Annotated in this window: 25 protein-coding genes and 1 tRNA gene; 9 read left to right on the plus strand and 17 right to left on the minus strand. The window is 70.3% G+C overall.

Annotated elements, in window-relative coordinates; all coding sequences use genetic code 11:
- Positions 1-79: 79 nt before the first annotated feature.
- Positions 80-2,281 (minus strand): glycosyltransferase family protein, encoded by a 2,202-nt coding sequence (locus CKO43_RS01085; RefSeq protein ID WP_200377588.1) that lies wholly within the window; start codon positions 2,279-2,281, stop codon positions 80-82.
- Positions 2,282-2,323: 42 nt separating this feature from the next.
- Complete coding sequence (locus tag CKO43_RS01090; protein ID WP_200225554.1) at positions 2,324-2,530, minus strand: hypothetical protein; 207 nt, start codon at positions 2,528-2,530, stop codon at positions 2,324-2,326.
- A 125-nt stretch (positions 2,531-2,655) separates the two neighbouring features.
- Between CKO43_RS01090 and glf the strand changes: the two genes are divergently transcribed.
- Both glf and CKO43_RS01100 read left to right on the plus strand, forming a co-directional pair.
- Positions 2,656-3,822, plus strand: a complete 1,167-nt coding sequence (gene glf, locus CKO43_RS01095; RefSeq protein WP_200225551.1) for a UDP-galactopyranose mutase — start codon at positions 2,656-2,658, stop codon at positions 3,820-3,822.
- The gene (locus CKO43_RS01100; RefSeq protein ID WP_200225549.1) at positions 3,819-3,983 is read left to right on the plus strand and encodes a hypothetical protein; all 165 of its coding nucleotides are present in this window, start codon (positions 3,819-3,821) and stop codon (positions 3,981-3,983) included. The genes glf and CKO43_RS01100 overlap by 4 nt, the downstream gene beginning before the upstream one ends.
- A gap of 33 nt (positions 3,984-4,016) precedes the next feature.
- Here the strand turns inward: CKO43_RS01100 and CKO43_RS01105 are convergent, their stop codons facing one another.
- Positions 4,017-4,268: a hypothetical protein gene (locus CKO43_RS01105; RefSeq protein WP_200225547.1), complete on the minus strand. Its 252-nt coding sequence runs from the start codon at positions 4,266-4,268 to the stop codon at positions 4,017-4,019.
- Between the two features lie 76 nt (positions 4,269-4,344).
- Complete coding sequence (locus CKO43_RS01110; protein WP_200225543.1) at positions 4,345-4,515, minus strand: hypothetical protein; 171 nt, start codon at positions 4,513-4,515, stop codon at positions 4,345-4,347.
- A gap of 191 nt (positions 4,516-4,706) precedes the next feature.
- Here CKO43_RS01110 and CKO43_RS01115 point away from each other — a divergent pair, with 191 nt between their 5' ends.
- Positions 4,707-5,336: a YbhB/YbcL family Raf kinase inhibitor-like protein gene (locus CKO43_RS01115; RefSeq protein WP_200377590.1), complete on the plus strand. Its 630-nt coding sequence runs from the start codon at positions 4,707-4,709 to the stop codon at positions 5,334-5,336.
- 24 nt (positions 5,337-5,360) lie between these two features.
- On the opposite strand, the gene CKO43_RS01120 is transcribed toward CKO43_RS01115, so the two are convergent.
- A complete protein-coding gene (locus tag CKO43_RS01120; protein ID WP_200225537.1) occupies positions 5,361-5,948 on the minus strand; it encodes a DUF4142 domain-containing protein in 588 nt (195 codons plus the stop codon).
- 58 nt (positions 5,949-6,006) lie between these two features.
- Entirely contained in the window at positions 6,007-8,193 is a 2,187-nt protein-coding gene (locus CKO43_RS26270) for an ATP-binding protein (RefSeq protein WP_200377592.1), read from the minus strand.
- A 332-nt stretch (positions 8,194-8,525) separates the two neighbouring features.
- Here CKO43_RS26270 and CKO43_RS01130 point away from each other — a divergent pair, with 332 nt between their 5' ends.
- The 3 genes from CKO43_RS01130 to CKO43_RS01140 are packed head-to-tail and all read left to right on the plus strand — an operon-like array spanning position 8,526 to position 9,571.
- The gene (locus tag CKO43_RS01130) at positions 8,526-8,747 is read left to right on the plus strand and encodes a hypothetical protein (RefSeq protein WP_200225531.1); all 222 of its coding nucleotides are present in this window, start codon (positions 8,526-8,528) and stop codon (positions 8,745-8,747) included.
- Between the two features lie 16 nt (positions 8,748-8,763).
- A complete protein-coding gene (locus CKO43_RS01135) occupies positions 8,764-9,150 on the plus strand; it encodes a NifB/NifX family molybdenum-iron cluster-binding protein (protein WP_200225528.1) in 387 nt (128 codons plus the stop codon).
- 52 nt (positions 9,151-9,202) lie between these two features.
- Positions 9,203-9,571: a hypothetical protein gene (locus tag CKO43_RS01140; RefSeq protein ID WP_200225525.1), complete on the plus strand. Its 369-nt coding sequence runs from the start codon at positions 9,203-9,205 to the stop codon at positions 9,569-9,571.
- A 46-nt stretch (positions 9,572-9,617) separates the two neighbouring features.
- Here CKO43_RS01140 and CKO43_RS01145 read toward each other — a convergent pair whose 3' ends face one another.
- Positions 9,618-10,475 carry a cobalamin B12-binding domain-containing protein gene (locus CKO43_RS01145; protein ID WP_346014374.1) on the minus strand — a complete coding sequence of 286 codons (858 nt, stop codon included), beginning with the start codon at positions 10,473-10,475 and terminating at the stop codon, positions 9,618-9,620.
- 337 nt (positions 10,476-10,812) lie between these two features.
- On the opposite strand from CKO43_RS01145, the gene CKO43_RS01150 reads away from it, so the two are divergent.
- Both CKO43_RS01150 and CKO43_RS01155 read left to right on the plus strand, forming a co-directional pair.
- A complete protein-coding gene (locus CKO43_RS01150) occupies positions 10,813-12,192 on the plus strand; it encodes a TAXI family TRAP transporter solute-binding subunit (protein ID WP_200377594.1) in 1,380 nt (459 codons plus the stop codon).
- Positions 12,193-12,351: 159 nt separating this feature from the next.
- A complete protein-coding gene (locus CKO43_RS01155; RefSeq protein ID WP_200377597.1) occupies positions 12,352-12,606 on the plus strand; it encodes a hypothetical protein in 255 nt (84 codons plus the stop codon).
- A 27-nt stretch (positions 12,607-12,633) separates the two neighbouring features.
- On the opposite strand, the gene CKO43_RS01160 is transcribed toward CKO43_RS01155, so the two are convergent.
- Both CKO43_RS01160 and CKO43_RS01165 read right to left on the minus strand, forming a co-directional pair.
- Positions 12,634-12,801: a hypothetical protein gene (locus CKO43_RS01160; protein WP_200225516.1), complete on the minus strand. Its 168-nt coding sequence runs from the start codon at positions 12,799-12,801 to the stop codon at positions 12,634-12,636.
- A gap of 56 nt (positions 12,802-12,857) precedes the next feature.
- Positions 12,858-13,214: a hypothetical protein gene (locus tag CKO43_RS01165; protein WP_346014373.1), complete on the minus strand. Its 357-nt coding sequence runs from the start codon at positions 13,212-13,214 to the stop codon at positions 12,858-12,860.
- Positions 13,215-13,389: 175 nt separating this feature from the next.
- Here CKO43_RS01165 and CKO43_RS01170 point away from each other — a divergent pair, with 175 nt between their 5' ends.
- Positions 13,390-14,115 (plus strand): helix-turn-helix transcriptional regulator, encoded by a 726-nt coding sequence (locus tag CKO43_RS01170; RefSeq protein WP_242477744.1) that lies wholly within the window; start codon positions 13,390-13,392, stop codon positions 14,113-14,115.
- A 695-nt stretch (positions 14,116-14,810) separates the two neighbouring features.
- On the opposite strand, the gene CKO43_RS01175 is transcribed toward CKO43_RS01170, so the two are convergent.
- The 8 genes from CKO43_RS01175 to rpmI form a co-directional block, all read right to left on the minus strand.
- Positions 14,811-15,071 carry an FmdB family zinc ribbon protein gene (locus CKO43_RS01175; RefSeq protein ID WP_430699111.1) on the minus strand — a complete coding sequence of 87 codons (261 nt, stop codon included), beginning with the start codon at positions 15,069-15,071 and terminating at the stop codon, positions 14,811-14,813.
- Positions 15,072-15,939: 868 nt separating this feature from the next.
- Positions 15,940-16,016 (minus strand) — tRNA-Pro (locus CKO43_RS01180).
- 270 nt (positions 16,017-16,286) lie between these two features.
- A complete protein-coding gene (locus CKO43_RS01185) occupies positions 16,287-16,739 on the minus strand; it encodes a MerR family transcriptional regulator (protein ID WP_430699114.1) in 453 nt (150 codons plus the stop codon).
- A gap of 33 nt (positions 16,740-16,772) precedes the next feature.
- On the minus strand, positions 16,773-17,132 hold the full coding sequence (locus CKO43_RS01190) for an integration host factor subunit alpha (protein WP_200225511.1): 360 nt from the start codon (positions 17,130-17,132) through the stop codon (positions 16,773-16,775).
- A gap of 22 nt (positions 17,133-17,154) precedes the next feature.
- Positions 17,155-19,563 (minus strand): phenylalanine--tRNA ligase subunit beta, encoded by a 2,409-nt coding sequence (pheT, locus tag CKO43_RS01195; protein WP_200377599.1) that lies wholly within the window; start codon positions 19,561-19,563, stop codon positions 17,155-17,157.
- A gap of 12 nt (positions 19,564-19,575) precedes the next feature.
- Complete coding sequence (gene pheS, locus CKO43_RS01200; protein WP_200377601.1) at positions 19,576-20,631, minus strand: phenylalanine--tRNA ligase subunit alpha; 1,056 nt, start codon at positions 20,629-20,631, stop codon at positions 19,576-19,578.
- 118 nt (positions 20,632-20,749) lie between these two features.
- Positions 20,750-21,106 carry a 50S ribosomal protein L20 gene (gene rplT / locus CKO43_RS01205; protein WP_009856974.1) on the minus strand — a complete coding sequence of 119 codons (357 nt, stop codon included), beginning with the start codon at positions 21,104-21,106 and terminating at the stop codon, positions 20,750-20,752.
- A 30-nt stretch (positions 21,107-21,136) separates the two neighbouring features.
- On the minus strand, positions 21,137-21,340 hold the full coding sequence (gene rpmI / locus CKO43_RS01210; protein WP_200225504.1) for a 50S ribosomal protein L35: 204 nt from the start codon (positions 21,338-21,340) through the stop codon (positions 21,137-21,139).
- Positions 21,341-21,382: the final 42 nt, after the last annotated feature.

Raw genomic sequence — 21,382 nt, forward strand, 5'->3', positions numbered from 1 at the left:
CGCGGCGGCGCAAGCACAGCCGGGCCGACGATAGGCGCTTTGTTTCAGAGGGTGATGCGACAAGCGAAAACGTGATCGCTCAGCGCAGCAGTGCGCGCAGGTGCTGTTGCAGCCGGTCGAGCGCCGGTGCCCACGACCGCTGTTCCAGCAGCGGTTGCAGCCGCGCCTGCCGCTCCAGACGCGCCGCAAGCGGCTCGGCCAGCGCGGCGTCGCCAGCGCACGCGAGCCCGGCGACATCGGCTGCGAGCAGCAGGCCGGGTAGCACGCCCGGTGCCGGGTCGCCGAGCGCGACGACGGCCAGCCCGGTCGCGAGTGCACTCCAGGCCTCGACGCCGGGCGCTCGCGCGTCCACCGGCGTCGGCAGCAGCAAGCAGGCCGAACGCGCGGCCAGCTCCGGCAGCAGCCGGGCCGGCGCGAAGCCGATCGGGTGCAAGTTGGGCGCTGGCGGCATCGCGCCCGGCCCCGCGCCGGCAGCGAGCACGAAGCTCCAGTTCGGCCGCCGCGCCGCGAGTTCGCACACGAGCGCGAGCGCCGCGGCATCGGGTATCGCGCCGCACAGCACGCGCGGCGCGGGGATCCCGGCCAGCAGATGCCCGGCTTCGTAGCCGTCCCAGCCGCCGTCGCTGACGCGAGCCCCAGCGGCCGGGTCGACACCGTCGGGCAGCACGAAGTCGGTCGCGGCAGGCCCCGGCCGGTCGCGCACGACCCAATCGGCGGCGGCCAGCGCGTCGGCATCGGCCCCGGCGCAGCCGGCGTCGACGACGATTGCAGCCGGTTCCAGCGCACGCGCCAGCGCCAGCACGCCGGGCCGGGCGAGCCAGGCCAGCGGCTGCGGCCAGCCCTCGTGCTGCCAGGCCTGCTGCAGCAATGCCTCGAGCGCCTGCTGCTCCTGCGCCGCGCCGAGGCCGGGCGGCAGCTGCGGCACCAGCGACAGCAGCGCCGGTCCGCGGCTGATGCGGTCCAGCCGCGGTTCGTCGCCGGGCTGCGTCGGTTCGACGACCACCACGCGCCAGCGCCCGGCCAGGCGCGTGGCGATCTCGCGCGTGCGCTGCGGCAGGGGTTCCCAGGGTTCGGGCGCGAACACCAGCAGCAGCGGCGCGGCCGGCGCCGGCGGCTCGGGCAGCGCCTGCTGCCAGGCGGCCAGTGCGGCGGCGTAGACGGGCTCGAGCACCCGCCGCCGCGGCCGGCCGGGCGGCACGTGCCACAGACCGCTGCGGTGCCAGACGGCGGGCTCGTGCCAGTCGGGACGGTCCAGCAACGGATACAGGCACAGGCCCTGCACCGGCACCCCCGCGGCACGGGCGCGCCGCACTTCGTCGGCGACCTCGTCCAGCCACGCGGCGCGGCCGGCGCCGACGTGGCCGGTCTCGGCCAGCACCAGCGGCCGCCGGTAGCGCTGCCAGGCCTCGGCGAGCAGGCGCGACAGCGGCATGCGGCGCGCGTCGTGCAGGTGCCAGGCCAGGCGCTGCTCGGTCAGCGCCTCCCACTGGCTGGCGTGGTAGTGGTTCAGGCCGATCAGGTCGAGCGCACCCTCATGGCCGCCGAGTTCGGGCTCGGCGCGGCCGCTGAGCAGGTCGCAGGTCTGCCACTGCCAGCTGCGGATCTGTTCGGCCAGCGGCGCCAGCTCCGGCTGGCCACTCGGCGCGACCACGTGCACGATGGGCTCGACGTGCAGGAAGCGGCAGCGCGGCTCGGCCTCGCGCATCGCCGCCATCGCCGCCAGCGCGGCGCGCACCAGGCGGCGCTTGACGGCGTAGCCGCTGATGCGCGAACCCTCGTCGGCCGTGTCCGGCCCATCGTCGGGCGCATGAAGCAGCCCGCGCTGCGACGCCGCCCAGGCCAGGAAGCCGATCTCGTTGACCGGCGTGAACAGCGGCGGCTGCAAGCTGGCGCGTCCGACCGTTCGCGCGACCTCGGCGGCGAAGGCCGCGAAACGCGGGATGAGCCGGTCGTCGTGCAGGCACAGGTCGGGCGGGATGCCGTAGTGCCACAGCGTCCACGCGACCTGCAGCCCGGCGCTGTCGGCGCTGCGCGCGATGCGCCCGGCACGCGTCAGGTCCCAGCGGCCGGGCGCGGTTTCGGCCAGGCGCCAGCCTATGCTCTCGCGGACCCAGGTGAGGCCGGCGGCGCGCGCCCGCAGATGGTCGCCTTCGAGGCAGTCGACATGGCCCTGCCAGGCGGCGAGGTCGAGGCGGTCGCCGCGTGCGTTGACGTGGTCGGCACCTTCGAAGCCGCCGCCCCAGAAGCCGGCGAGCGCGGCCTCGTCCGCGGCCGGCGTCATCGACGCCGCGGGCACGGCGCCGGCACGCCGCGCCTCACACGCTCAGTGCCGGGCCGGCATCGGCGGCGGCGTGCCGGGCTCGATGATCGGCGGCACCTCGGTCGGCGTCGGCGGCTCGATGATCTCGGGCGGGATCTCGTCGGGCCCGGGCGGCGGCGCCGGAGAAGGAGGCGGCGGCACCGTCTCGGGCAGCGGTTGCGGGACATGCAGCGCCAGCGGCGCGACGGTTGGTGTCTCGGAAATCCACATCGGGTGCTCCCTGGGGCGATGACCGGATGTGGCAACACCCGTTCCCGCAGCCCGGCCTGCAGCGGGAACACCGTTTGCACCCGGTTTGCACCCGGCGGCCTCCTGCCCCGTCCCGAAAGCCCCCGATGCCACCCCTGTCCGCGCCGAGCTACCACGAGCAGATCGGGGCGCCGTCGGCGCGCGACGGCGACGGCTTCGACACCCTGATCGTCGGCGCCGGGTTTGCCGGCAGCGTCATCGCCGAACGCCTGGCCGGCGATGGCGGCGAGCGTGTGCTCGTCGTCGAACGCCGCCCCCATGTCGGCGGCAACGCCTACGACCGCTACGACGACGCCGGCCTGCTGGTGCACCCCTACGGGCCGCACATCTTCCACACCAACTCGGCCGATGTCTTCGAACACCTCTCGCGCTTCACACGCTGGCGGCCGTACCAGCACCGCGTGCTGGCCAGCGTCGACGGCCGCCTGCTGCCGATACCGATCAACCTCGACACCGTCAACACGCTCTACGGGCTGAAGCTGAGCGCGCTCGAGATGGAGGCCTTCCTCGCCTCGGTCGCCGAGCGTGTGGACCCGGTGCGCACGTCCGAGGACGTGGTCGTCACCCGGGTCGGGCGCGAGCTCTACGAGAAGTTCTTCCGCGGCTACACGCGCAAGCAGTGGGGGCTGGATCCGTCGGAGCTGGACGCCAGCGTCACGGCGCGCGTGCCGACACGCAGCAACCGCGACGACCGCTATTTCACCGACACCTTCCAGGCGATGCCGCTGCACGGCTACACGCGCCTGTTCGAGAACATGCTGCGCCACCCACGCATCAGCGTGATGCTGAACACCGACTACCGCGACGTGCTGCGCCTGGTGCCCTGGAAGCGCCTGGTCTACACCGGGCCCATCGACGCCTTCTTCGACCACCGCCACGGCAAGCTGCCCTATCGCAGCCTGGACTTCGAGCATCAGACCCTGGACCAGGAGCGCTTCCAGGCCGTCGGCACGGTGAACTTCCCGAACGACTACGCCTACACGCGCGTGACCGAGTTCAAGCACCTCACGGGCCAGCAGCATCGCCAGACCTCGATCATCTACGAGCACCCGCGCGCCGACGGCGATCCCTACTATCCGGTGCCACGCGCCGAGAACCACACGCTGTTCCGGCGCTATGAAAGCGACGCCGAGCAACTGTGCGACGTCGTCTTCGTGGGTCGCCTGGCGAGCTACCGCTACTACAACATGGACCAGGTCGTCGCCCAGGCCCTTGTCACTGCGCGCCGGCTGCTGGCGCAGGGCCGGCCATGACGCCGCGCCCGCTGCCCCCGCCGCCCGACGACAGCTCGGTCGCCGGCGAAGAAGATCCTGGCGCGGCCGTCGACGACGGCGTCGGCGGCCCGCCGGTGCCCGACGTGCCGGTGGCGCCGCAACCGGCACCGCCCAAGGACGCGCCGGTACGCGGCAACTGAGAAGAAGAGCCCGGCATCGACCGGGCGCCGGCTTCAGCGGCTGGCGGCCGAGGCCGGGTCCATCGCGCTGCCGGCGGTGCTGTCGGAGCCGGTGGCGCCCATCGTGCCGGTGCTGCCGGTGCCGGTGGTGGTGGACGGCATCGTCGGCGCCGGTGCTGCAGGCGCGGTCTCGGTCGTCGGTTGGGGGGGCTCGTTGCCGCGACGGTCGCAAGCCGCCAGCGTGAAGGCCGCGGCTGCGGCCAGGACGATCAGTGCCGGAGTCCGGCGCAGGGTCGGGTGGGTCATCGGGGGTTTCTCGGTGAAATGCCGCCCGCGGGCGGCGAAAGACGCCCGCCACGGCGGGCGCCACACGGGGTCTTCTTCAGGCCGGTCGGCCGTAGGCGGCGGTCGACGACAGCGGCGCCGGGCTCGGCGTGCTGTCGTAACGCACCTGCGGCTTGGGCGTGCGTCCCAGTTCGAGCAGCGCCCCGACCAGCGGCGCGCAGATGATCCAGAGCGGAATCAGGGCGCCCCAGCTGTTGCTCATTTCCATCGTGGTCTCCTATGGCAGCCGCCCTCGGCTGCAGTGCCGGCCGGGCGGCAACAGACGTGCCCGCCGCGGCAGCGCCCAACGGCCAGGACACGCCGGGTAGCCGGCTTGCCCGTGGGCGCCGGACTTCAAGGAGTCGACGTGCACACGATGGTCAAACGCAAGCCTGGCGGCGCCGGGCGCGCCTGACGGCGATGCTCGAAAAACTGCCCGACACGCTGGGTCACGCGCTGCACGGCATGCGCGCCGGTCGTGACAAGACGCTGTTCCACGCCATCGACCTGCGCGCCGGCATGGGCGCGATCCGGCTCGAAAGCCTCGCCTTCGGCGACCACGCACCGATCCCGGCGCTCTATACCGCCGACGGCACCGGGATCTCGCCGCCGCTGCACTGGAGCGGCGTGCCGGCGGCGGCGGTCGAACTGGTGCTGATCGTCGAGGACGCCGACTCGCCCAGCCCGCAGCCGCTGGTGCACGCGATCGCGCACGCGCTGCCGGCCGACGCGGCCGGCGCACTGGCCGAAGGCGCGCTCGGCGGTGGCAACAGCGCACCGGCGGTCGCCACAGGCCTGAACTCGCTGCTGCAATCGGCCTGGCTCGCGCCCGACCCTCCGCCCGGCCACGGCCTGCATCACTACCTGTTCCAGGTCTTCGCGCTCGAGGCCGGCGAAGGCCTGGGTTCGACGCCGGGCCGCGACGCGCTGCGCCAGGCAGTGCTGGCGCGCGGCCTGGCCAGCGGCTGCCTGGTCGGCTGTTACGAGCGGCGCGACGGGAGCATCACCGAAGGCGCTGCCGGCCCGGTGGGTGCCGCCCGCATCGCCTGACGGCGGACGGGCGGCGGCCAAGCGTCAGCGTGCCTTCGCGACGGTGTCGTGCAGCGCACGCGCGGCCTGCAGATGGTCCCGCAGCGTCGGCAGCGTCTTGGTCGCGAACGCCTTCAGCTCGGCGTCGTCGCCGCTGCGGCTTTGCTTCTCGAACAGCTCGACGGTGCGCTCATGGTCGTCGACCATCGCCTTCATGAACTCGCGGTCGAACTCGGCGCCTTTGAGCTGGGACAGCTTGTCCAGCGAGCGCCGTTGACGCCGGTCGGATTCGGCCGGCGTGCCGACGCCGCGAGCGACGGCCAGGCGAGTGACCTCCTGGTTGGCGCCGGTGTGGTCCTGGACCATGCGCTCGCCGAACTGGCGCACCTGCGGATTGGAAGCACGTTCCTTGGCCATGTTGCCCAGCGCCACCTCGGCCATGCCGCCGGCAGCGGCATGCTCCAGGAACTGGCGGTCGCCGCGGGCGACGTCGCGGCCGGTGGCGGTTGCCTTGGCAGCGCCGGCCGAAGCGCCGGCTGCGGGCTGCTGCGCCGTGCTCTGGGCGCCGGCGGCGGCGGCAAACGAGATCAGGACGGCAGCCAGGGCGGCGCGTTGCATGCGGGTATCGATCATTCGGGTGTCCTCGTTCTCGGGTGGGAACAGGACAAGGCAATCGACGTGCGCACCGCCCTCAGCTGCCGCCTGCGGCCCGCCGCCGGCCTGCCAGGCCGTGCTCGACCAGCAGCGCCTGGAAGGCTTGCAGGTCCAGCGGCTTGACGAGATAACCGTCGAAGCCGGCTCGCGCGGCGGCCTCCCGGTCGGCTTCGGTGTTGTAGCCGGTCAGCGCGAACAGCCGGGTCGTGCTGCCCTCGGCGCGCACCGCCGCCGCCAGGGAGTGGCCGTCGAGACCGGGCAGCCCGAGATCGACGAGCGCCAGCTCGGGCCGTTCGCGCCTGATGGCTTCCAGCCCCGCCTGCCCGTCGGCCGCGGTGCTGACGGCGTGGCCCTGCAGTTCCAGCAGCGCCGCCAGCATCTCGCGGCTGTCGGCGTTGTCTTCGACCAGCAGCACACGCAGCGCGCCGGCGGGCGCCGATGCCGCCGCGTCGCCGTGCCCCGCAGCCGGCGGCGCGCAGCGCGCCAGGCGCACGTTGAACAGCGAGCCTCCGAGATCGCCGCCGTTGGACGCCGAGACCTTGCCGCCGTGCAGCACGACGAGCTGTTGCACGATCGACAGGCCCAGGCCGACACCTCCGGGCGAGCGGTCGATCAGGCGCGGCCCTTGCGAGAACGACTCGAAGACCCGCGGCAGCAGCTCGGGCTCGAGGCCGGGGCCGTCGTCGGCCACCGTCAGCACCGCCTCGTCGCCGTCGGCGGCCACGCTCAGGCGTACGTGGCCGCCGGCCGGCGTGTACTTGCAGGCGTTGTCCAGCAGGTTGGAGACGATCTGCTCGAGCCGCACTTCGTCGCCTTCGACCCAGACCGGCTCGGCGACGAGCTCGATGCGCAGCCCGGAGCAGCGGCCGGCGGCATCGAAATGCCCGACCACGTGGCGTGCGATCGCCGCCAGGTCCACCGGCCGGCGCTGCAGCTCGAGCTTGCCGGAAGCCAGGCGCGTGGCGTCGAGCAGGTCGTCGACCATCTTGCGCAGATGGCGCACCTGACGCTGCACGACCTCGAGCGCCCGGCTGCGGTCGCGCGCCAGCGCCGCCGGCTCGGCCAGCACCGCGCTCGCCGACGCGATGGCGCTCAGCGGGTTGCGCAGTTCATGGCCCAGCATCGCGATGTACTGGTCCTTGGAGCGGCTGGCGGCCTCGGCGATGGCTCGGGCCCGGGTCTCGCTGGCCAGCGCACGCGCCTGGGCCTCGTCGCGCGCACGGCGTGCATCGGCCGCTTCCTGCGCCTTCTGGCGCACGGTATCGGCGTCGATCTGCCCGAGCACACGCGCCTCGCCGGGCTCGTCGTCGGCGAGGCCGGCGGCCATCTCGAGCACGCCGGTCATCGCGCTGGCGATGCGGTTGCTGATCACGGCAGCCAGCAGCAGCGCCGCGATCGTGGCCGCCGTCAGCGACACCACCGTCACCAGCGTCGTCTTGCGCACCGTGCCGTCGAGGATCGCCACCGGCACGCCGCTGGACAGCACCCAGCCCGCCGACCGCATCCGGCTGAAGGCGCTGAAGTAAGGCGTGCCGTCCAGGTTGCGGGCGGTGAGCACGCCCTCGTCCTGGTCGCGGGTCGCCTGCAGGAACTGCGGGTCGGCGTCGCGGCCGACCCACTGTTCGTGCTCGAGCGTGCGCGCGGCGATGCGGCCGCTGCGGTCGCTCAGCGTGATCGTGCCCGGCCCGGCGATGTCGTAACGGCGCAGGAAGGCCAGCCATTCGGCGTCGCCTATGGTCGCGAGCAGCACGCCGACGGTGCGCCCCTGGCGCTGCACCGGCACCGCCAGGTAGCTGCGATTCCCCTCGACGACGTCCGACAGCACCCCGCCGGCAGCCTGGCTGGCCTGCTCGAGCACGGCCGCCGGCGGCGCATCCGTGCTCGCGCCTTCCCGCGCCAGATGCCAGGCCGTGCCGCCTTCTGCAAGCGGCTGCAGCGTGATCGCACGCCACAGCGGATGGCTCGCGAACAGCGCCGCCGCGTCGCTGCTGGCGACGAGTTCGTTGCGGGCCGAAGACGAGCTGGCGAGGCCGGTCAGCGCGCGCAGGCCCGACTCGATCTGCGTGTCCAGCGCCAGCCGCAAAGCCGTCACGCGCTCGCGCAGCCGTTCTTCCTGCTCATGGCGCTGCACCGACTGCAGTTGCACCAGCGTGGCGCCGGCCAGCAAGGTGATCGGGACGACGAGCGCGATGACGAGCGCGACGAGCTGCGAGCGAATGCGCACGGGCCGTCGTCCGCCTCAGACGCCGTGGCCGGCGCGGCGCCCGACGGCGGACCAGGCGGCGGGGCGACAGGCAGGTGGATGCATCGGGTTCTCCTGCGGTGCCGCTGGCCGGCGGCTGACCGGGGGCCAAGTATGGTCCAGCAAGGCCGGTGCCGCCCGGTCAGCCCCATCGGTGCACGGGCTAGCCCCGCGCCCGCGGGGTGGCACGATTGCACAGCCCCGGCCGGCGGGCGGCAGCGGCACGGGCTCAGGCGCGAAGGGTCGATGCTGCATTGCAGCATCCTCTGCTATAAAGGGTAAACCCTGAACCGCGGCCCGCCGCCGACACCACCATGATCCGCTCCTCGCTCGTCCTCGCCGCCATGCTGCTCAGCTTCTCCGCCGCCCAGGCGTCCGATCTCGGCTACCACCCGGCGCTGTCCAAGTCGCGCCCGACGGCCAGCGGCATCGACCCGTCGACCTTCATCCCGCGCCATCCGGCCGGCGGCACCGTCGGCCATGCGCCGGCGGCGGACAAGGTGGTCCAGGCCGCGGCCACGCCCAAGGCGCGCTGAGGAGCTGGGTCCCAGCATGCGCATCGCCATCGCCGTCGATCCCAGCGGCCGCGAGATCTCGGGCCATGCCGGCCAATGCCGCAACTGGCAGCTCTACGACTGCCGTGCCGGCGAGGGCTTGCCGCAGCCGGTGCCGGTCGAGCTGACGCGCGAGCAGCTGCCGCATCATCTGAAGGACGAGGACCCGCACCCGCTGAAGGGCTGCGAGATCCTGGTCGTCGGCAGCGCTGGCGACGGCTTCGTGCGCCACATGGCCGGCTGGGGTGCGCAGGTGGTGCGCACCGGCGAGCGCGATCCGCGGCAGGCGCTCGAACGCCTGATCGCCGGCGAGGCGCTGCCCGATACCCGGCCCGACCTGAGCCTCGTGCTCTGCAAGCTGCGCGATCTGTTCTCGCGCCATTGACCGCGTCCCCGGTCGGCGCGAGCATGGCCGGTCGCTGCTACCGGCCCGTCCGATGACCGTCGCCTCCCTGACTTCGCCGCGCCTGCTGCTGCTCGTGTTGCCGGCCTTGCTGCCGCTTGGCGGCTGTGCCGGTGCGGCGGCCGCGAGCGTCACCGTCTACACGGCCGCCGGCAGCCGCCAGTGCGAAGCGCCTCCGCCCGAGCCCCAGGCCGCGGCGGTTGCACGACTGGTCGCGGCCGGACTGGAGCCACGCTCACCGCGCTGCGGACACGACGGCCGCATGCGGGCGGCGATGTGCGGTCTGGCCGACGGGCGCATCGTCGTCGTCGACCTGCCGGCCAGCGCGCTCGATGGCGCGCGAAACCTGGGCTGGAAGCCGCTGTCGGAACTGCCTGACGCGCGCGTGCAGGCCTGCGACTGAAGGCGGCGGCTGGCGCCTGCCGGGGCGCGCTGCCCTGCGCCCGGCCTCAGTGCAGCAACTCGAAGCGGGAGGCCCAGCGGCTGCTGCCGTCGGCGCCGACGCGGCGTGCGGCGGCGCGCTCCTCGTGGAAGGCGCGGCCGCTGACGACGACGACCAGATCCGGGTTCTTCGACACCGAACGTGCACCGGCGATCGTGCGCGCCAGGCGCTCGAGACGATGCGAGCGCCGGAACGACGGGCTGAGCGAAACGCAGAGCACGTCGTAGTGACGCGCCGCGACCAACGTCTGAAGGGCTTCGTCGCTGTCGGGGTACTCGGACTGCGGCAGCCAGCCCGCCTGCCACAAGGACTCGGCGTCCAGTGCGGCGCCGAGCATGTGCGACTCGCCCGGCTGCGGAACCACCAGCGCCGAGCGCCCGGCGTGCCCGGCGACGCGTGCGCAGCAACCGTCGAGCTGGCGCAGTTCGGAGAGCAGCCGGCACAGGCCGATCGTGACCTCGGCCTCGGTGCAGTCGTCCACCGCCCACAGGTCGCCCATGCGCCGCGCCGCGGGCTCGACCAGCCCCGTGAACAGGCGATGCAGCGAGCCGTGTCCGGCGTAGTGCTCGCAGAGCAGTTCGCGCGCGCCGGCCCCGGTCGGCCCGATCAGGCGGCGCGCCAGTTCGATGCTGCGGCGTTCGTCGACGCAGGCGGGCAAGGACTGGTGCCAGGCCACCAGCCCCGGCAGCAAAACCGATTCGATCAGCCGCATCACGTCCGGATGCGAACGGCAGATGCCGTGCAGGGGCGCCGGCGGCACCTGCGCAGACGAGGCCGGCGTCGCGCTCGGCCGCAACACCAGGTTGGCCCCGGCGAAGGCGGAAACACCCATGGGCAGCGCCATGGGCACGGTGCGGCGCTTCACCGCCGCACCGAGCACGCCGCGCCAAAGGCGCACAAGGCGGTCGGCTGGGCGTTCGAGCCAGAGAGCCGCGCGATTGGCTCCACTCCACAGCAACGAAACCAGCCTGGAGGCTTGGCTTGTCGGGGGCGGATCCAAAGCGGGCGCAGGTCCGGTGCTGCGTTCCGTCATGGCCCAATCCTAATCACGAATGGCGACAGCGCATGGTGTTGCAGCAAACAGTGCGCACTTTCCCTGATGGGCGGACCGGGGCGTTTCCAAGCAACGAGAACGCATCCCGCCAAGCGATATGAAAACGCCAGGAACGATGCGCGAGCGGGCCATCCGTTATCGTGGGCCGATGATCCGTTCGAGCATCAAAGGCGCACGTGCGCAGCGATGGCGTGAGGCCGTGCTGCAACTCGGCGCCTGGGCCTCGCTGACGCTGGCGGTGGCCGCGCTGGCAGCCGCCTGGCTGGCCTACCGCTGGCTGGACCCGACGCCCGAGCGCCGGATCGTGATGGCCAGCGGCCCGGAGCAAGGTGCGTACGAGGAGTTTGCGCGCCGGTACGTGCCGCTCTTGCGCGCCTACGGCGTCGAGCTCGAGCTGCGCCAGACGCAGGGCTCGGCGGAGAACCTGCGGCTGCTGCGCGACCCTTCCTCGGGTGTGCAGGTGGCATTCGTGCAAGGCGGTGTCGATCCGCGCGCCGACGCCGGCAATGACGCCCTGGTATCGCTCGGCACCGTGGCGCACGAGCCGCTGTGGATCTTCTACCGCGAGGACCGTGCCCGCCGTCTCGGGCCAGGCGGGCTCACCCGCGTCGCCCAGTTGCGCGGCTGGCGTGTCGAGGCCGGCACCACCGGAAGCGGCACGGGGCCGCTGCTGCAGCAGATCCTGCAGGCCAACGGCCTCGAACTCGAGGAGCTGCGGCTCGGGCGCAGGCCGACGGTGTTCGGCGTCGTCGAGCTGATCCAGGGCCGCGCCGACGCGCTGGTGATGGTGTCTGCCGCCGACGCGCCGCTCGTCCAGTACCTGCTGCGCGCGCCGGGCGTGCGCCTGCTGGGCTTCGAACAGGCGGATGCCTATGCCCGGCGTTTCGCCTTCCTCCAGGCGCTGGTGCTGCCGCGTGGTGTTGTCGACCTCGCCCGTGACGAACCCGCTCGCGACCTGCAGCTGATCGCGACGAACGCGTCGCTGGTGGCGCGCTCCGATCTCCACCCTGCCCTGGTTCAGCTGCTGGTGCAGGCGGCGAAGCAGGCACACGGCGCCGCCGGCTGGCTTCATGCGGCCGGCGACTTTCCGCAGGCGACGAGCGCCGAATGGCCGCTGGCGCCGGAGGCCGAGCGCCTGGCGCGCAGCGGGCCGCCCTGGCTGCAGCGGCACCTGCCGTTCTGGCTCGCCAACTTCGTCGATCGCATGTGGATCGTGCTGCTGCCGCTGCTGGCCGCGATGGTGCCGCTGTCGCGGCTGGTGCCGCCGCTGGTGGCGATGCGTTTTCGCTCGCGGGTCTATCGCTGGTACGCCAACCTGCGTGAACTGGAACAGGCACTGGAGAAACCGGACGCCGACCTCGGCCGGCTGCAGGCCGAACTCGACCGCATCGACGCGCAGATCGCCCGCATCGGGCTGCCGCTGGCCTACACCGGCGAGCTCTACGAGTTGCGCGGCCATGTGCACATGGTCAGGAAACGTCTGCTCGCACGCGCCGAACCGTGCGACGCCGCCCCCGCGAACGCGTGACGCGAGCGCCGGCGCGCACGCCATTTGCCAAGTTTCGAGCGGCGACATCTGGCTATTGCCGCATGCCGGCAGGGCCATGCGAAACCGGCCACATTGGCGTCGCGCCGGACGGCCGGCGCGACATGGCCGCAAAGCACTTCCACCTGGACCGAGGCCATCATGGACGAGACCCCGAATCCGATTCGTCACAACACGAGCGCCCCTCCGGTCGCCTTGCCCGCCGGGCACGTCGGGCCGGTGATGTTGCCGGGCACGAACCGCGAGATCTGGTGGACCGGGCGGGTGGCGATCGGCCTGCGTTACGAACCGCCGGCACCGCGGGAGCCGATCAGCCGGTCGGCGGCCTGGGTACAGTCGCTGATGCTGGCCTGGTCGCGCCGCCAAGGGCAGCGCCGCAGCGCCCGCACCGCATGAGACGCAACAGCGTCGCACCCACCCGCTTCAGGTGATCATGCTGCCCACGACGGCCAGCAGCACGAGCGCGCCGGTGGCGTAGATCACGGTACGCAACAGCTCCCAGTCCAGCCGATCGGCGAGCGCCGCGACTTCGCGCTCGAGCTCCGAATCGGTGATGTCCTCGGGAAACTCCTCGTCTTCGCTCGCATTCATGGCTTTCGATCCTCGTCGAGTGCGGCCAGGAGATGGCGCCGTGGCGGGCGCGCCGGTCAGCAGGAGACTGAAGGTGGCTTCGATCTTTGCGGCTGGCGCTTGACGTCCCGCGCAGCCGCAGCCGTGCGGCCATGCCGCCGCAGCACACGCAGGATGGTGCAGACCGTGTCGCGCCAGGGAAGCTCGTGCGTGAGACGGTTCAGCGCGACGATCGCCGACAGGCGCTCGTCCGAAGCCGGGGTCGGCACGAGACAGCGCAGGTTGGACGCGATGGCGTTCGGATCGCTGAGCACGACGACACCCGGGCGCAGTTCGGTCCAGCCCCAACTGGCGGCCACTTCGACACCCTCGAGCGTCGCGGCCCAGACGGTGTCGCCGCTCCAGCGACCGGCGCCGTCGCGTTTTTCGTTCACGCGTGTGCCCAGATGCCACCACGATGGCCATTCGGCCGGGTCCTCCGGCATGTACCATTCGCGCACCGGCCACGACCGGATCATCCAGGGTTCGACGCAAACAGAGCCCATTACATTACCGTCTGCGAAGGAGTTTGTCGGAACAGCGGCGTTTTGGCGCCTGTGAACCGGCATGATGGTTACCGCGATGAAATACCAGGATTACCTGGACATCGGCACCGCCACCGACCGCGCGACGTTCGAATCGCGTCTCGTGCGTTTCGCCCAGGATCTCGATTTCCCGATCGTGCAGGCCGTGCTGATGGTCAAGCGGCCGGCACAGCCGGCCCTGGTCGCGCGCCTGGGCAATCTGCCGCGCAGCTTCCAGGAGGCCTCGCTCGACGAAACCGACTCGCGGCGCGACCCGGTCCTGCAGCGGCTGCTGACGGCCAGCCTGCCCTTCGTCTACGACCAGGCGACCTATGTCGACGCCGGCGCGGGGGATCTGTGGGAGACGCAGGCGCACTACGGCTTTCGCACCGGGATCTCGATGGCGCTGCACATGCCGGGTGGACGCCAGTTCCTGTTCGGCGTCGACCGTGACCAGCCGTTGCCCGCGGACGACCGCGATCTGACGCGGCTGATGGCCGACCTGCAGCTGCTGGCCGTCTACGCGCAGGAAACAGCTGCCCGCGTGATGCTGCCGTCTGCCGAACGCAGCCCGGCCCGCCCGAGGCTCACGCCCCGGGAGCGGGAGGTGCTGCAATGGACACGCGACGGCAAGTCGGCCTGGGCGATCGGCCAGATCCTGTCGATGAGCGAGCACACGGTGGTTTTTCACCTTCGCAACGCAATGAGTAAGCTCGAGGTCTCCAGCAAACACAGCGCGGTGCTGAAGGCCATGGAACTGGGCCTGCTCTGACGATGCGCCTTCGGCGCACCGTGCCGATGGTGAAAAAAGAGGCGTCGCCCATGGAGGGCGACGCCTGACGCGAGCGCGCTGGAGGGACGAACGCTCCCGCATCGAATGCCCGGGTCGTGATCACCAGCACTTACCGGGCGCAGAAAACGGAATGCGATCTCCGAAAGGATCGACCACCGGCCTTATGCAATCAGGCCGGTCATGCAATCGTCATAATTCGGAGATCGCAGCAGGCATCAAAGCCCGCCGGTACGAGGAAAGCCGAAGAGTTCCGCCAGAAGATCCCACATTTCAGTTCTCCAAATGCCGCCGAATGGCGTTGAATTCGATGTGGTGAATTCCATCAGGAGAGGCCGCATTTGGGACCTGCAAACCTTTGCAGGTTCTGATGCGGTGACCGCCGCAGGGCGGCGCTGCCGGCCGATTGGCAGACGCGACAGGGCGCGGCCATGGCCGGGACACTCGGCGGCGGCGCCCTGGCGGGACCAGGGGCCGGCGGGTGTCGAGTACGAAGAGCCGGTGCGCAGGCGCGGCGCCGGCTGGCCCGGCAGAGGCGGGCTCGGGGAGGCGGCGCGGCGCCTTCAGGTGGGCGCGGGCACCGGCAGCACGGACGGCGGCAGCAGCGGCGCCGTCAGCGCCAGACGATCACAGACAACCGGCAGACGATTCGTTATCGCCTGCCGCTCGGACCGGGCTCAGCCGAAGGCACAGGAGCCGGGCCCGCCGGCGCGCCCGCAACCGGCGCAAGGGCTCGGCGCGGCAGGGGCCGCTTCAGGTGCGGCTTTGCCCGCGGCAAATACCGACAACTGCTTCTCGAGCGAAGTCGATTGGCATTGGGGGCAGGCGGGGACGGTGTCGGAACGCACCAGCGTCTCGAAACGTTGTCCGCAGTCCTGGCAGGCGTATTCGTAGATCGGCATGTCGTCTTGCTTCTGGCCGCGGTGCGGCGTGGTCAACACGCGATTCTGCGCCAGCGGCGAGTCTGCAAACGCATCATGCGCACCCGAAGAAGCGGCCGCGGCCGCGGCATCGGGCAAGCAGACGCAAGGCATCGACGAAGCAAGTGGCAGGACGCCCGAGGACGTATTGCGGCTGCACCCGCCCCGGGGCCTCAGTTCGGAGTCGAAACCACGCGTCGTGCACGATGCGCAGCCTGCGCAGAAGCGAAAAAGCCCGCCCGGTTTCCCGGGCGGGCTCTCGCCGAACTGTGTCTCCGCTTGCGGTTCCTGGTATCCGGAGTGATCCGGAAGAAGGCAAGACGAAAACGAATAAATGGTCGGGGTGGCGGGATTCGAACTCGCGACCCCTTGCACCCCATGCAAGTGATCCGCCATAAAAACCCTTAAGAATCAACCGCTTAGCTCGCGACCCAGAGATTTCCGGGCATTTTATCCGGGCGCTCCTGCTGCCTCGCGGCTACTGTAAACACGGAGTCCGGCGTTGACCTATGGCTACAGACGCTGAGCCAAGGTCGCCTGCGACTCGGTCGACATCCATCCTAAGCAAGTTCTGGCCCTTCGTTCGGAGGCCAAAGAGCGCAGTCGAGCCGGTGTGGCCGAGATGCAGGCCGTCCGCGCCCGGTTTGACCCGGGCGCCGCGCACTTAGAGGTGGTGCGGTTTGCGTCTTGGGCAGTCGCCGAAGATGGTTAACATGCACTCCAACGTTTGAACGCAATAGAGCGCACGCGTCTAATCATGTGCGCCGTGGCACGATAATAGACGGCGTACTAATAAAAGCACGCTAGGCGAACTGCATAAGTCCGAATTACGCGAGACAACACATCCAAAAATTATGTGATGCACGCCGTAACCCAGCATAGAAAATGGTCGGGATGACAGGATTTGAACCTGCGACCCTCGGTCCCCCAGACCGATGCGCTACCAGGCTGCGCTACATCCCGACTGCCTCTCCCAAACGGGCGAGGAATGCAAGTGCGTTACCGGGCGTGCTTCCCGGTGACGCACTTGCCTCACGGGCAAGTGATGCACCGGACGTTCACAGGGGTATCAGAACGATACCCGGATCGGCCTTGCAATGTACTGAACCACTACGACAGGGTATAGATTTTGCACCAAAACGAGGTTTCCAAGAACCCCATGCAAGTGCGCTACCAGGCTGCGCTACACCCCGACGAAGCCTCGCAGTATACCCTAGAAGAACGCCAATCGAGTCAAGGCGTCAACAATTCGCGAATCGACAGCAGTTCGGCGCGCAGCCCGTCCAGATCGTCCGACGAAGCGAGCACGCCGCGGTCGCCGAGGCCGATCAGGTCGCCGACACCGCGCTCCACGTCGGGTGTGTCTTCGCCATCCAAGGCCGGCAGCGCGGTCGCGTCGGCCGGATCGACTGCGGCGGAACGCGCACCGGGGTGATTCTCGGACAGTCGGTTGCGGGCTCCGCTGATCGTGAAGCCCTGCTCGTAGAGCAGTTCGCGAATGCGCCGGATCAGCAGCACCTCGTGGTGCTGGTAGTAGCGCCGGTTGCCACGGCGCTTCATGGGCTTGAGCTGCGTGAACTCCTGCTCCCAGTACCGCAGCACATACGGTTTGACACCGCAGAGCTCGCTCACCTCACCGATCGTGAAGTAGCGTTTGGCGGGGATGGCGGGAAGCGTTTTCTCCACTGAAAACAACAGGATCGACGCGGGATCGAGACTTTACTCGAAGTCCCCCTCGGCGGGCGTGTCGCCTTGCACGATCGCCTTCAACTTGTGACTCGCGTGGAAGGTGACGACGTTGCGCGCCTTGATCGGGATGAGCTCGCCGGTCCGCGGGTTGCGCCCCGGACGCGGAGCCTTGCGCCGGATGTTGAAGTTGCCGAAGCCCGAGAGCTTGACGTCGTCGCCCGCGACCAGCGTGCCGTGCACGATCTCGAAGAAGGCCTCGACCATGTCCTTGGACTCGCGCTTGTTCAGGCCCAGGCGGTCGAACAGCAGGTCGGCGAGTTCGGCCTTGGTCAGCGTCGGCGTCTCCAGCGACGGCAGGATGACACGTTCCCTGGCGGTGTTGTCGGTCATGTGGTTCCTCGCTCCCAGTGCCTCAGCCGCGCAGCCGTGCCCCACAGGCACGGGCGACGCGGTCCACCGCCGCAGCGGTCGCGGCTTCGATGCGTTCGTCCGTCAGCGTCGCGGCCGGGTCCAGCAGTTCCAGGCGCACGGCCAGGCTGCGTTCGCCGGCCTGCAGGCCGCCGCCAGGCTGTGCGGGCTTGTAGATGTCGAAAAGCGTCGCCTGGCGCACCAGCGGGTCGTCGCGCAGCGCGGCGACCAGCGCATCGTGGCGCACCTGCTCGCCGACGACCAGCGCCAGATCACGCCAGACCGACTGCTGACGCGACAGCGGCTCGAACACCGGCAGCGGGCGCTGCAGCAGCACCGCGGCCTCCAGTTCGAAAACCACCGGCGGCTGCGGCAACTCGTAGGCCTGGCGCCACTTCGGGTGCAGTTCGCCGACGTGGCCGACAGCACGGCCGTCGACCTCGACACGCGCGCAGCGCCCCGGATGCAGCGCCGGGTGGGTGTCGGCGACGAAGACGACACGGCGCGGCGCGAACAGCGCCTCGACGTCGCCCTTGACGTCGAAGAAGTCGACCGCCCGCTCCTTCTGCCCCCACTGCAGCGGCAGTGCGTTGCCATAAGCCAGGCCGGCGATGCGCAGCGGCTGGTCGACACCGGCCACCGCAAGCGGGCCATCGACGGCCGCCGGGTCGCGGCGGAAGACGCGGCCGATTTCGAACACACGCACGCGCAGCGCCTTGCGCGCCAGGTTGCCACGCAGCACCGCGACCAGGCTGCCGATCAGGCTGGAGCGCATCACCGCCAGCGGCGCGGCGATCGGGTTCAGCACCTTGATCGGGTCGGGGTTGCCGGCGAGCTCACGCTCCCAGCGTTCCTCGACGAAACTGAAGCTGATCGTCTCCTGGTAGTCGAGCGCCGCGACCGCGCGTTGCAGCGCCGACGCGCTGCGCCGCGCCTCGGGCCGCACGCGCGCCGTCACCGGCGCCTGCGGCGGCGTCGCCGGCAGCTTGTCGTAGCCGACGACACGAACGACCTCCTCGATCAGGTCTTCCTCGATCTTCAGATCGAAACGCCAGCTCGGCGGCGTCACGGTCAGGCAGCCGGGTTCCTCGCTGAACTGCAGGCCCAGGCGGCGGAAGACCTCGGCGCACTGCGGCTGCGTCAGCGGCAGGCCCGTCACCTTGGCAGCGCGTTCGACGCGCAGCGTCACGGCTTGCGCCTTCGGCAGCGCCAGCACCTGGTCGTCCATCGGGCCGGCTTCGCCGCCGCAGATCTCGATGATCAGCCGCGTGATGCGTTCGATGTGCTCGACCGTCAGCGCCGGGTCGACGCCGCGCTCGAAGCGGTGGCCGGCGTCGGTACTGAAGTTGTAGCGCCGCGAACGGCCCTGCACCGCCTCGGGCCACCAGAACGCGGCCTCGACGTAGACGTTCTTCGTGTCGTCGGACACCGCGGTGGCGTCGCCGCCCATGATGCCGGCGAGCGACTCGACTTCCTTCGCGTCGGCGATGACGCCGACCTGGGCGTCCACGGTGATCGTGTTGCCGTTGAGCAGCTTCAGCGTCTCGCCCTCGCCACCCCAGCGCACGACCAGCTTCTCGTGGATCTTGTCGAGATCGAAGATGTGCGACGGCCGGCCGAACTCGAACATCACGTAGTTCGAGATGTCGACCAGTGCGCTGACGCTGCGCTGGCCGCAGCGCGCCAGGCGGTCGACGATCCACTGCGGCGTCTTGGCCTGGGTGTTCACGCCACGCACGACACGGCCCGAGAAGCGGCCGCACAGGTCGGCCGCCTGCACCTCGACCGGCAGGCGCTGGTCGTGTGCCGGCACGACGGGGGCGATCGCCGGCGTCACCAGCGGCGTGCCGGTCAGCGCCGAGACCTCGCGTGCGATGCCGTAGACGCTGAGCGCATGCGCCAGGTTGGGCGTGAGCTTGAGCGTGAAGACGGTGTCGTCGAGATTCAGGTATTCGCGGATGTTCGTGCCCACCGGCGCATCCGCCGGCAGCTCGAGCAGGCCGCCGTGTTCGTCGGCGATCTTCAGCTCGCGTGCCGAGCACAGCATGCCGAAGCTCTGCACGCCGCGCAGCTTGCCGACGCCGATCTTGAACGGCTTGCCGTCATCGCCGGGCGGCAGCACCGCGCCGACGGTGGCCAGCGGCGCCTTCAGGCCGGCGCGTGCGTTGGGCGCGCCGCAGACGATCTGCAGCGGCTCGGCGGCGCCGATCGACACCTTGCACACGCGCAGCCGGTCGGCCTGCGGGTGCGGCTCGGCTTCGAGGATCTGGGCGACGACGATGCCGGTGAACGGCGGCGCCACCGGCTCCAGGCTCTCGACCTCGAGGCCGGACATGGTCAGCAGGTCAGCGAGCTGCTGCGTGCCGAGCGGGGGGTTGCAGAACTCGCGCAACCAGGATTCTGGAAACTGCATGCGGCTCTCGTGTCAGCGGAACTGGGAAAGGAAACGCAGGTCGTTGTCGAAAAACAGGCGCAGGTCGGGCACGCCGTAGCGCAGCATCGCCAGCCGGTCCGGGCCCATGCCGAAGGCGAAGCCGATGTGGCGCTCAGGGTCCAGGCCGAAGTTGCGCACGACGTTCGGGTGCACCTGGCCGGAACCGGCGACTTCGAGCCAGCGCCCGGCCAGCGGGCCGCTGCGGAAGGCGATGTCGATCTCGGCCGAGGGTTCGGTGAACGGGAAGAACGACGGCCGGAAACGCACGTCGAAATCGTCGGTCTCGAAGAACTGGCGGATGAACTCCGAGAAGACGAACTTCAGGTCCTTGAAGCTGACGTTCTCGCCGATCCACAGGCCTTCGCACTGGTGGAACATCGGCGAGTGCGTCGCGTCGCTGTCGACGCGGTAGGTGCGGCCGGGGGCGACGACGCGGATCTCGGGGATGGTCTGGCCAGCGGCGAGCTCGGCCGCGTACTTCGCGGCGTGGGCACGGGCGTAGCGCACCTGCATCGGGCTGGTGTGCGGGCGCAGGTTCAGCCAGCGGCCTTCGCTGTCCTTCAGATCGACGTAGAAGGTGTCCTGCATCGAACGCGCCGGATGGTTCTCCGGGTTGTTCAGCGCGGTGAAGCTCATCCAGTCGGTCTCGATCTCGGGGCCTTCGGCGACGTCGAAGCCCATCGAACCGAAGATCTGTTCGATGCGTTCGATGACGCGGCTCACCGGGTGCAGCCCGCCGACCGAACGGCCGCGGCCGGGCAGCGTGACGTCCAGCGCCTCGGCCCGCAGCTGCGCGGCGAGTTCGGCTTCGGCCAGGCGTTCGCGCGCGGCCGTCAGCTCGGTTTCGATGCGGACCTTGGCCTGGTTGATCTCGGCGCCACGCGTCTTCTTCTGCTCGGGCGGCAAAGCGGCCATGCCCTTCAACAGTTCGGTCACGCGGCCGCTCTTGCCGAGGTAGCGCGCCTTGGCGTTCTCCAGTTCGGCCGGGCTGGGCGCCGCGCCGAAATCGGCGACAGCAGCCTGCACCAGCGATTCGAGGTCGTTCATGTCGGCGTCGGTCAACATGAGCCGCCGCCGCAGCGTCGGCTCGAAAAAAGAAAAAAGGCCGCCTGGAAGGTGACGGCCTTTGGAAAGCTCATGCCCCGGTCAAGCCGGGACTTGCTGGTCAAGCGAGCTGGGCCTTCACCTTCGCCACGATGGCGCCGAAGGCAGCCGGGTCCTTGACCGCGAGATCGGCCAGGACCTTGCGGTCGATGTCGATCTGGGCCTTCTTCAGGCCGGCCATGAACTTGCTGTAGGTGATGCCGAGTTCACGGCTCGCGGCGTTGATACGCGCGATCCAGAGCTGACGGAACACCCGCTTGCGGGTACGACGGTCACGGTAGGCGTACTGGCCCGCCTTCATCACCGCCTGCTTGGCGATGCGGAAGACGTTCTTGCGACGGCCGCGGAAACCCTTGGCCAGGGCCAGGATCTTCTTGTGGCGGGCGTGGGCGGTTACACCGCGTTTGACGCGAGGCATTGTGTGGCTCCTTGTGCGTGCGGAAGAAGATTACAGGCCGGCGAAGGGCAGCATCGAAGCGATGTGGCCCATGTCGGTCTCGTGCACGTTGGTCGCACCACGCAGGTGGCGCTTACGCGTCGTCGTCTTCTTCGTCAGGATGTGGCGCTTGAACGCCTGACCGCGCTTGACGGTACCACCCGGACGCACGCGGAACCGCTTCTTGGCGCCGCTCTTGGTCTTCATCTTGGGCATGACTGCTCCTTCTAAGTTACCCCTGCAGGCGTCACCGGAGGA

Source organism: Rubrivivax gelatinosus (assembly GCF_016583785.1).
Taxonomy (GTDB): Bacteria; Pseudomonadota; Gammaproteobacteria; order Burkholderiales; family Burkholderiaceae_C; genus Rubrivivax; species Rubrivivax gelatinosus_B.

Excerpts from the sequence above, each read along its gene's own strand:
- CKO43_RS01085 (WP_200377588.1), bottom strand. The coding sequence starts at position 2,281 with ATGACGCCGGCCGCGGACGAGGCCGCGCTCGCCGGCTTCTGGGGCGGC.
- CKO43_RS01090 (WP_200225554.1), bottom strand. The coding sequence starts at position 2,530 with ATGTGGATTTCCGAGACACCAACCGTCGCGCCGCTGGCGCTGCATGTC.
- glf (WP_200225551.1), top strand. The coding sequence starts at position 2,656 with ATGCCACCCCTGTCCGCGCCGAGCTACCACGAGCAGATCGGGGCGCCG.
- CKO43_RS01100 (WP_200225549.1), top strand. The coding sequence starts at position 3,819 with ATGACGCCGCGCCCGCTGCCCCCGCCGCCCGACGACAGCTCGGTCGCC.
- CKO43_RS01105 (WP_200225547.1), bottom strand. The coding sequence starts at position 4,268 with ATGACCCACCCGACCCTGCGCCGGACTCCGGCACTGATCGTCCTGGCC.
- CKO43_RS01110 (WP_200225543.1), bottom strand. The coding sequence starts at position 4,515 with ATGGAAATGAGCAACAGCTGGGGCGCCCTGATTCCGCTCTGGATCATC.
- CKO43_RS01115 (WP_200377590.1), top strand. The coding sequence starts at position 4,707 with ATGCTCGAAAAACTGCCCGACACGCTGGGTCACGCGCTGCACGGCATG.
- CKO43_RS01120 (WP_200225537.1), bottom strand. The coding sequence starts at position 5,948 with ATGATCGATACCCGCATGCAACGCGCCGCCCTGGCTGCCGTCCTGATC.
- CKO43_RS01130 (WP_200225531.1), top strand. The coding sequence starts at position 8,526 with ATGATCCGCTCCTCGCTCGTCCTCGCCGCCATGCTGCTCAGCTTCTCC.
- CKO43_RS01135 (WP_200225528.1), top strand. The coding sequence starts at position 8,764 with ATGCGCATCGCCATCGCCGTCGATCCCAGCGGCCGCGAGATCTCGGGC.
- CKO43_RS01140 (WP_200225525.1), top strand. The coding sequence starts at position 9,203 with ATGACCGTCGCCTCCCTGACTTCGCCGCGCCTGCTGCTGCTCGTGTTG.
- CKO43_RS01150 (WP_200377594.1), top strand. The coding sequence starts at position 10,813 with ATGATCCGTTCGAGCATCAAAGGCGCACGTGCGCAGCGATGGCGTGAG.
- CKO43_RS01155 (WP_200377597.1), top strand. The coding sequence starts at position 12,352 with ATGGACGAGACCCCGAATCCGATTCGTCACAACACGAGCGCCCCTCCG.
- CKO43_RS01160 (WP_200225516.1), bottom strand. The coding sequence starts at position 12,801 with ATGAATGCGAGCGAAGACGAGGAGTTTCCCGAGGACATCACCGATTCG.
- CKO43_RS01170 (WP_242477744.1), top strand. The coding sequence starts at position 13,390 with ATGGTTACCGCGATGAAATACCAGGATTACCTGGACATCGGCACCGCC.
- CKO43_RS01190 (WP_200225511.1), bottom strand. The coding sequence starts at position 17,132 with ATGACCGACAACACCGCCAGGGAACGTGTCATCCTGCCGTCGCTGGAG.
- pheT (WP_200377599.1), bottom strand. The coding sequence starts at position 19,563 with ATGCAGTTTCCAGAATCCTGGTTGCGCGAGTTCTGCAACCCCCCGCTC.
- pheS (WP_200377601.1), bottom strand. The coding sequence starts at position 20,631 with ATGAACGACCTCGAATCGCTGGTGCAGGCTGCTGTCGCCGATTTCGGC.
- rplT (WP_009856974.1), bottom strand. The coding sequence starts at position 21,106 with ATGCCTCGCGTCAAACGCGGTGTAACCGCCCACGCCCGCCACAAGAAG.
- rpmI (WP_200225504.1), bottom strand. The coding sequence starts at position 21,340 with ATGCCCAAGATGAAGACCAAGAGCGGCGCCAAGAAGCGGTTCCGCGTG.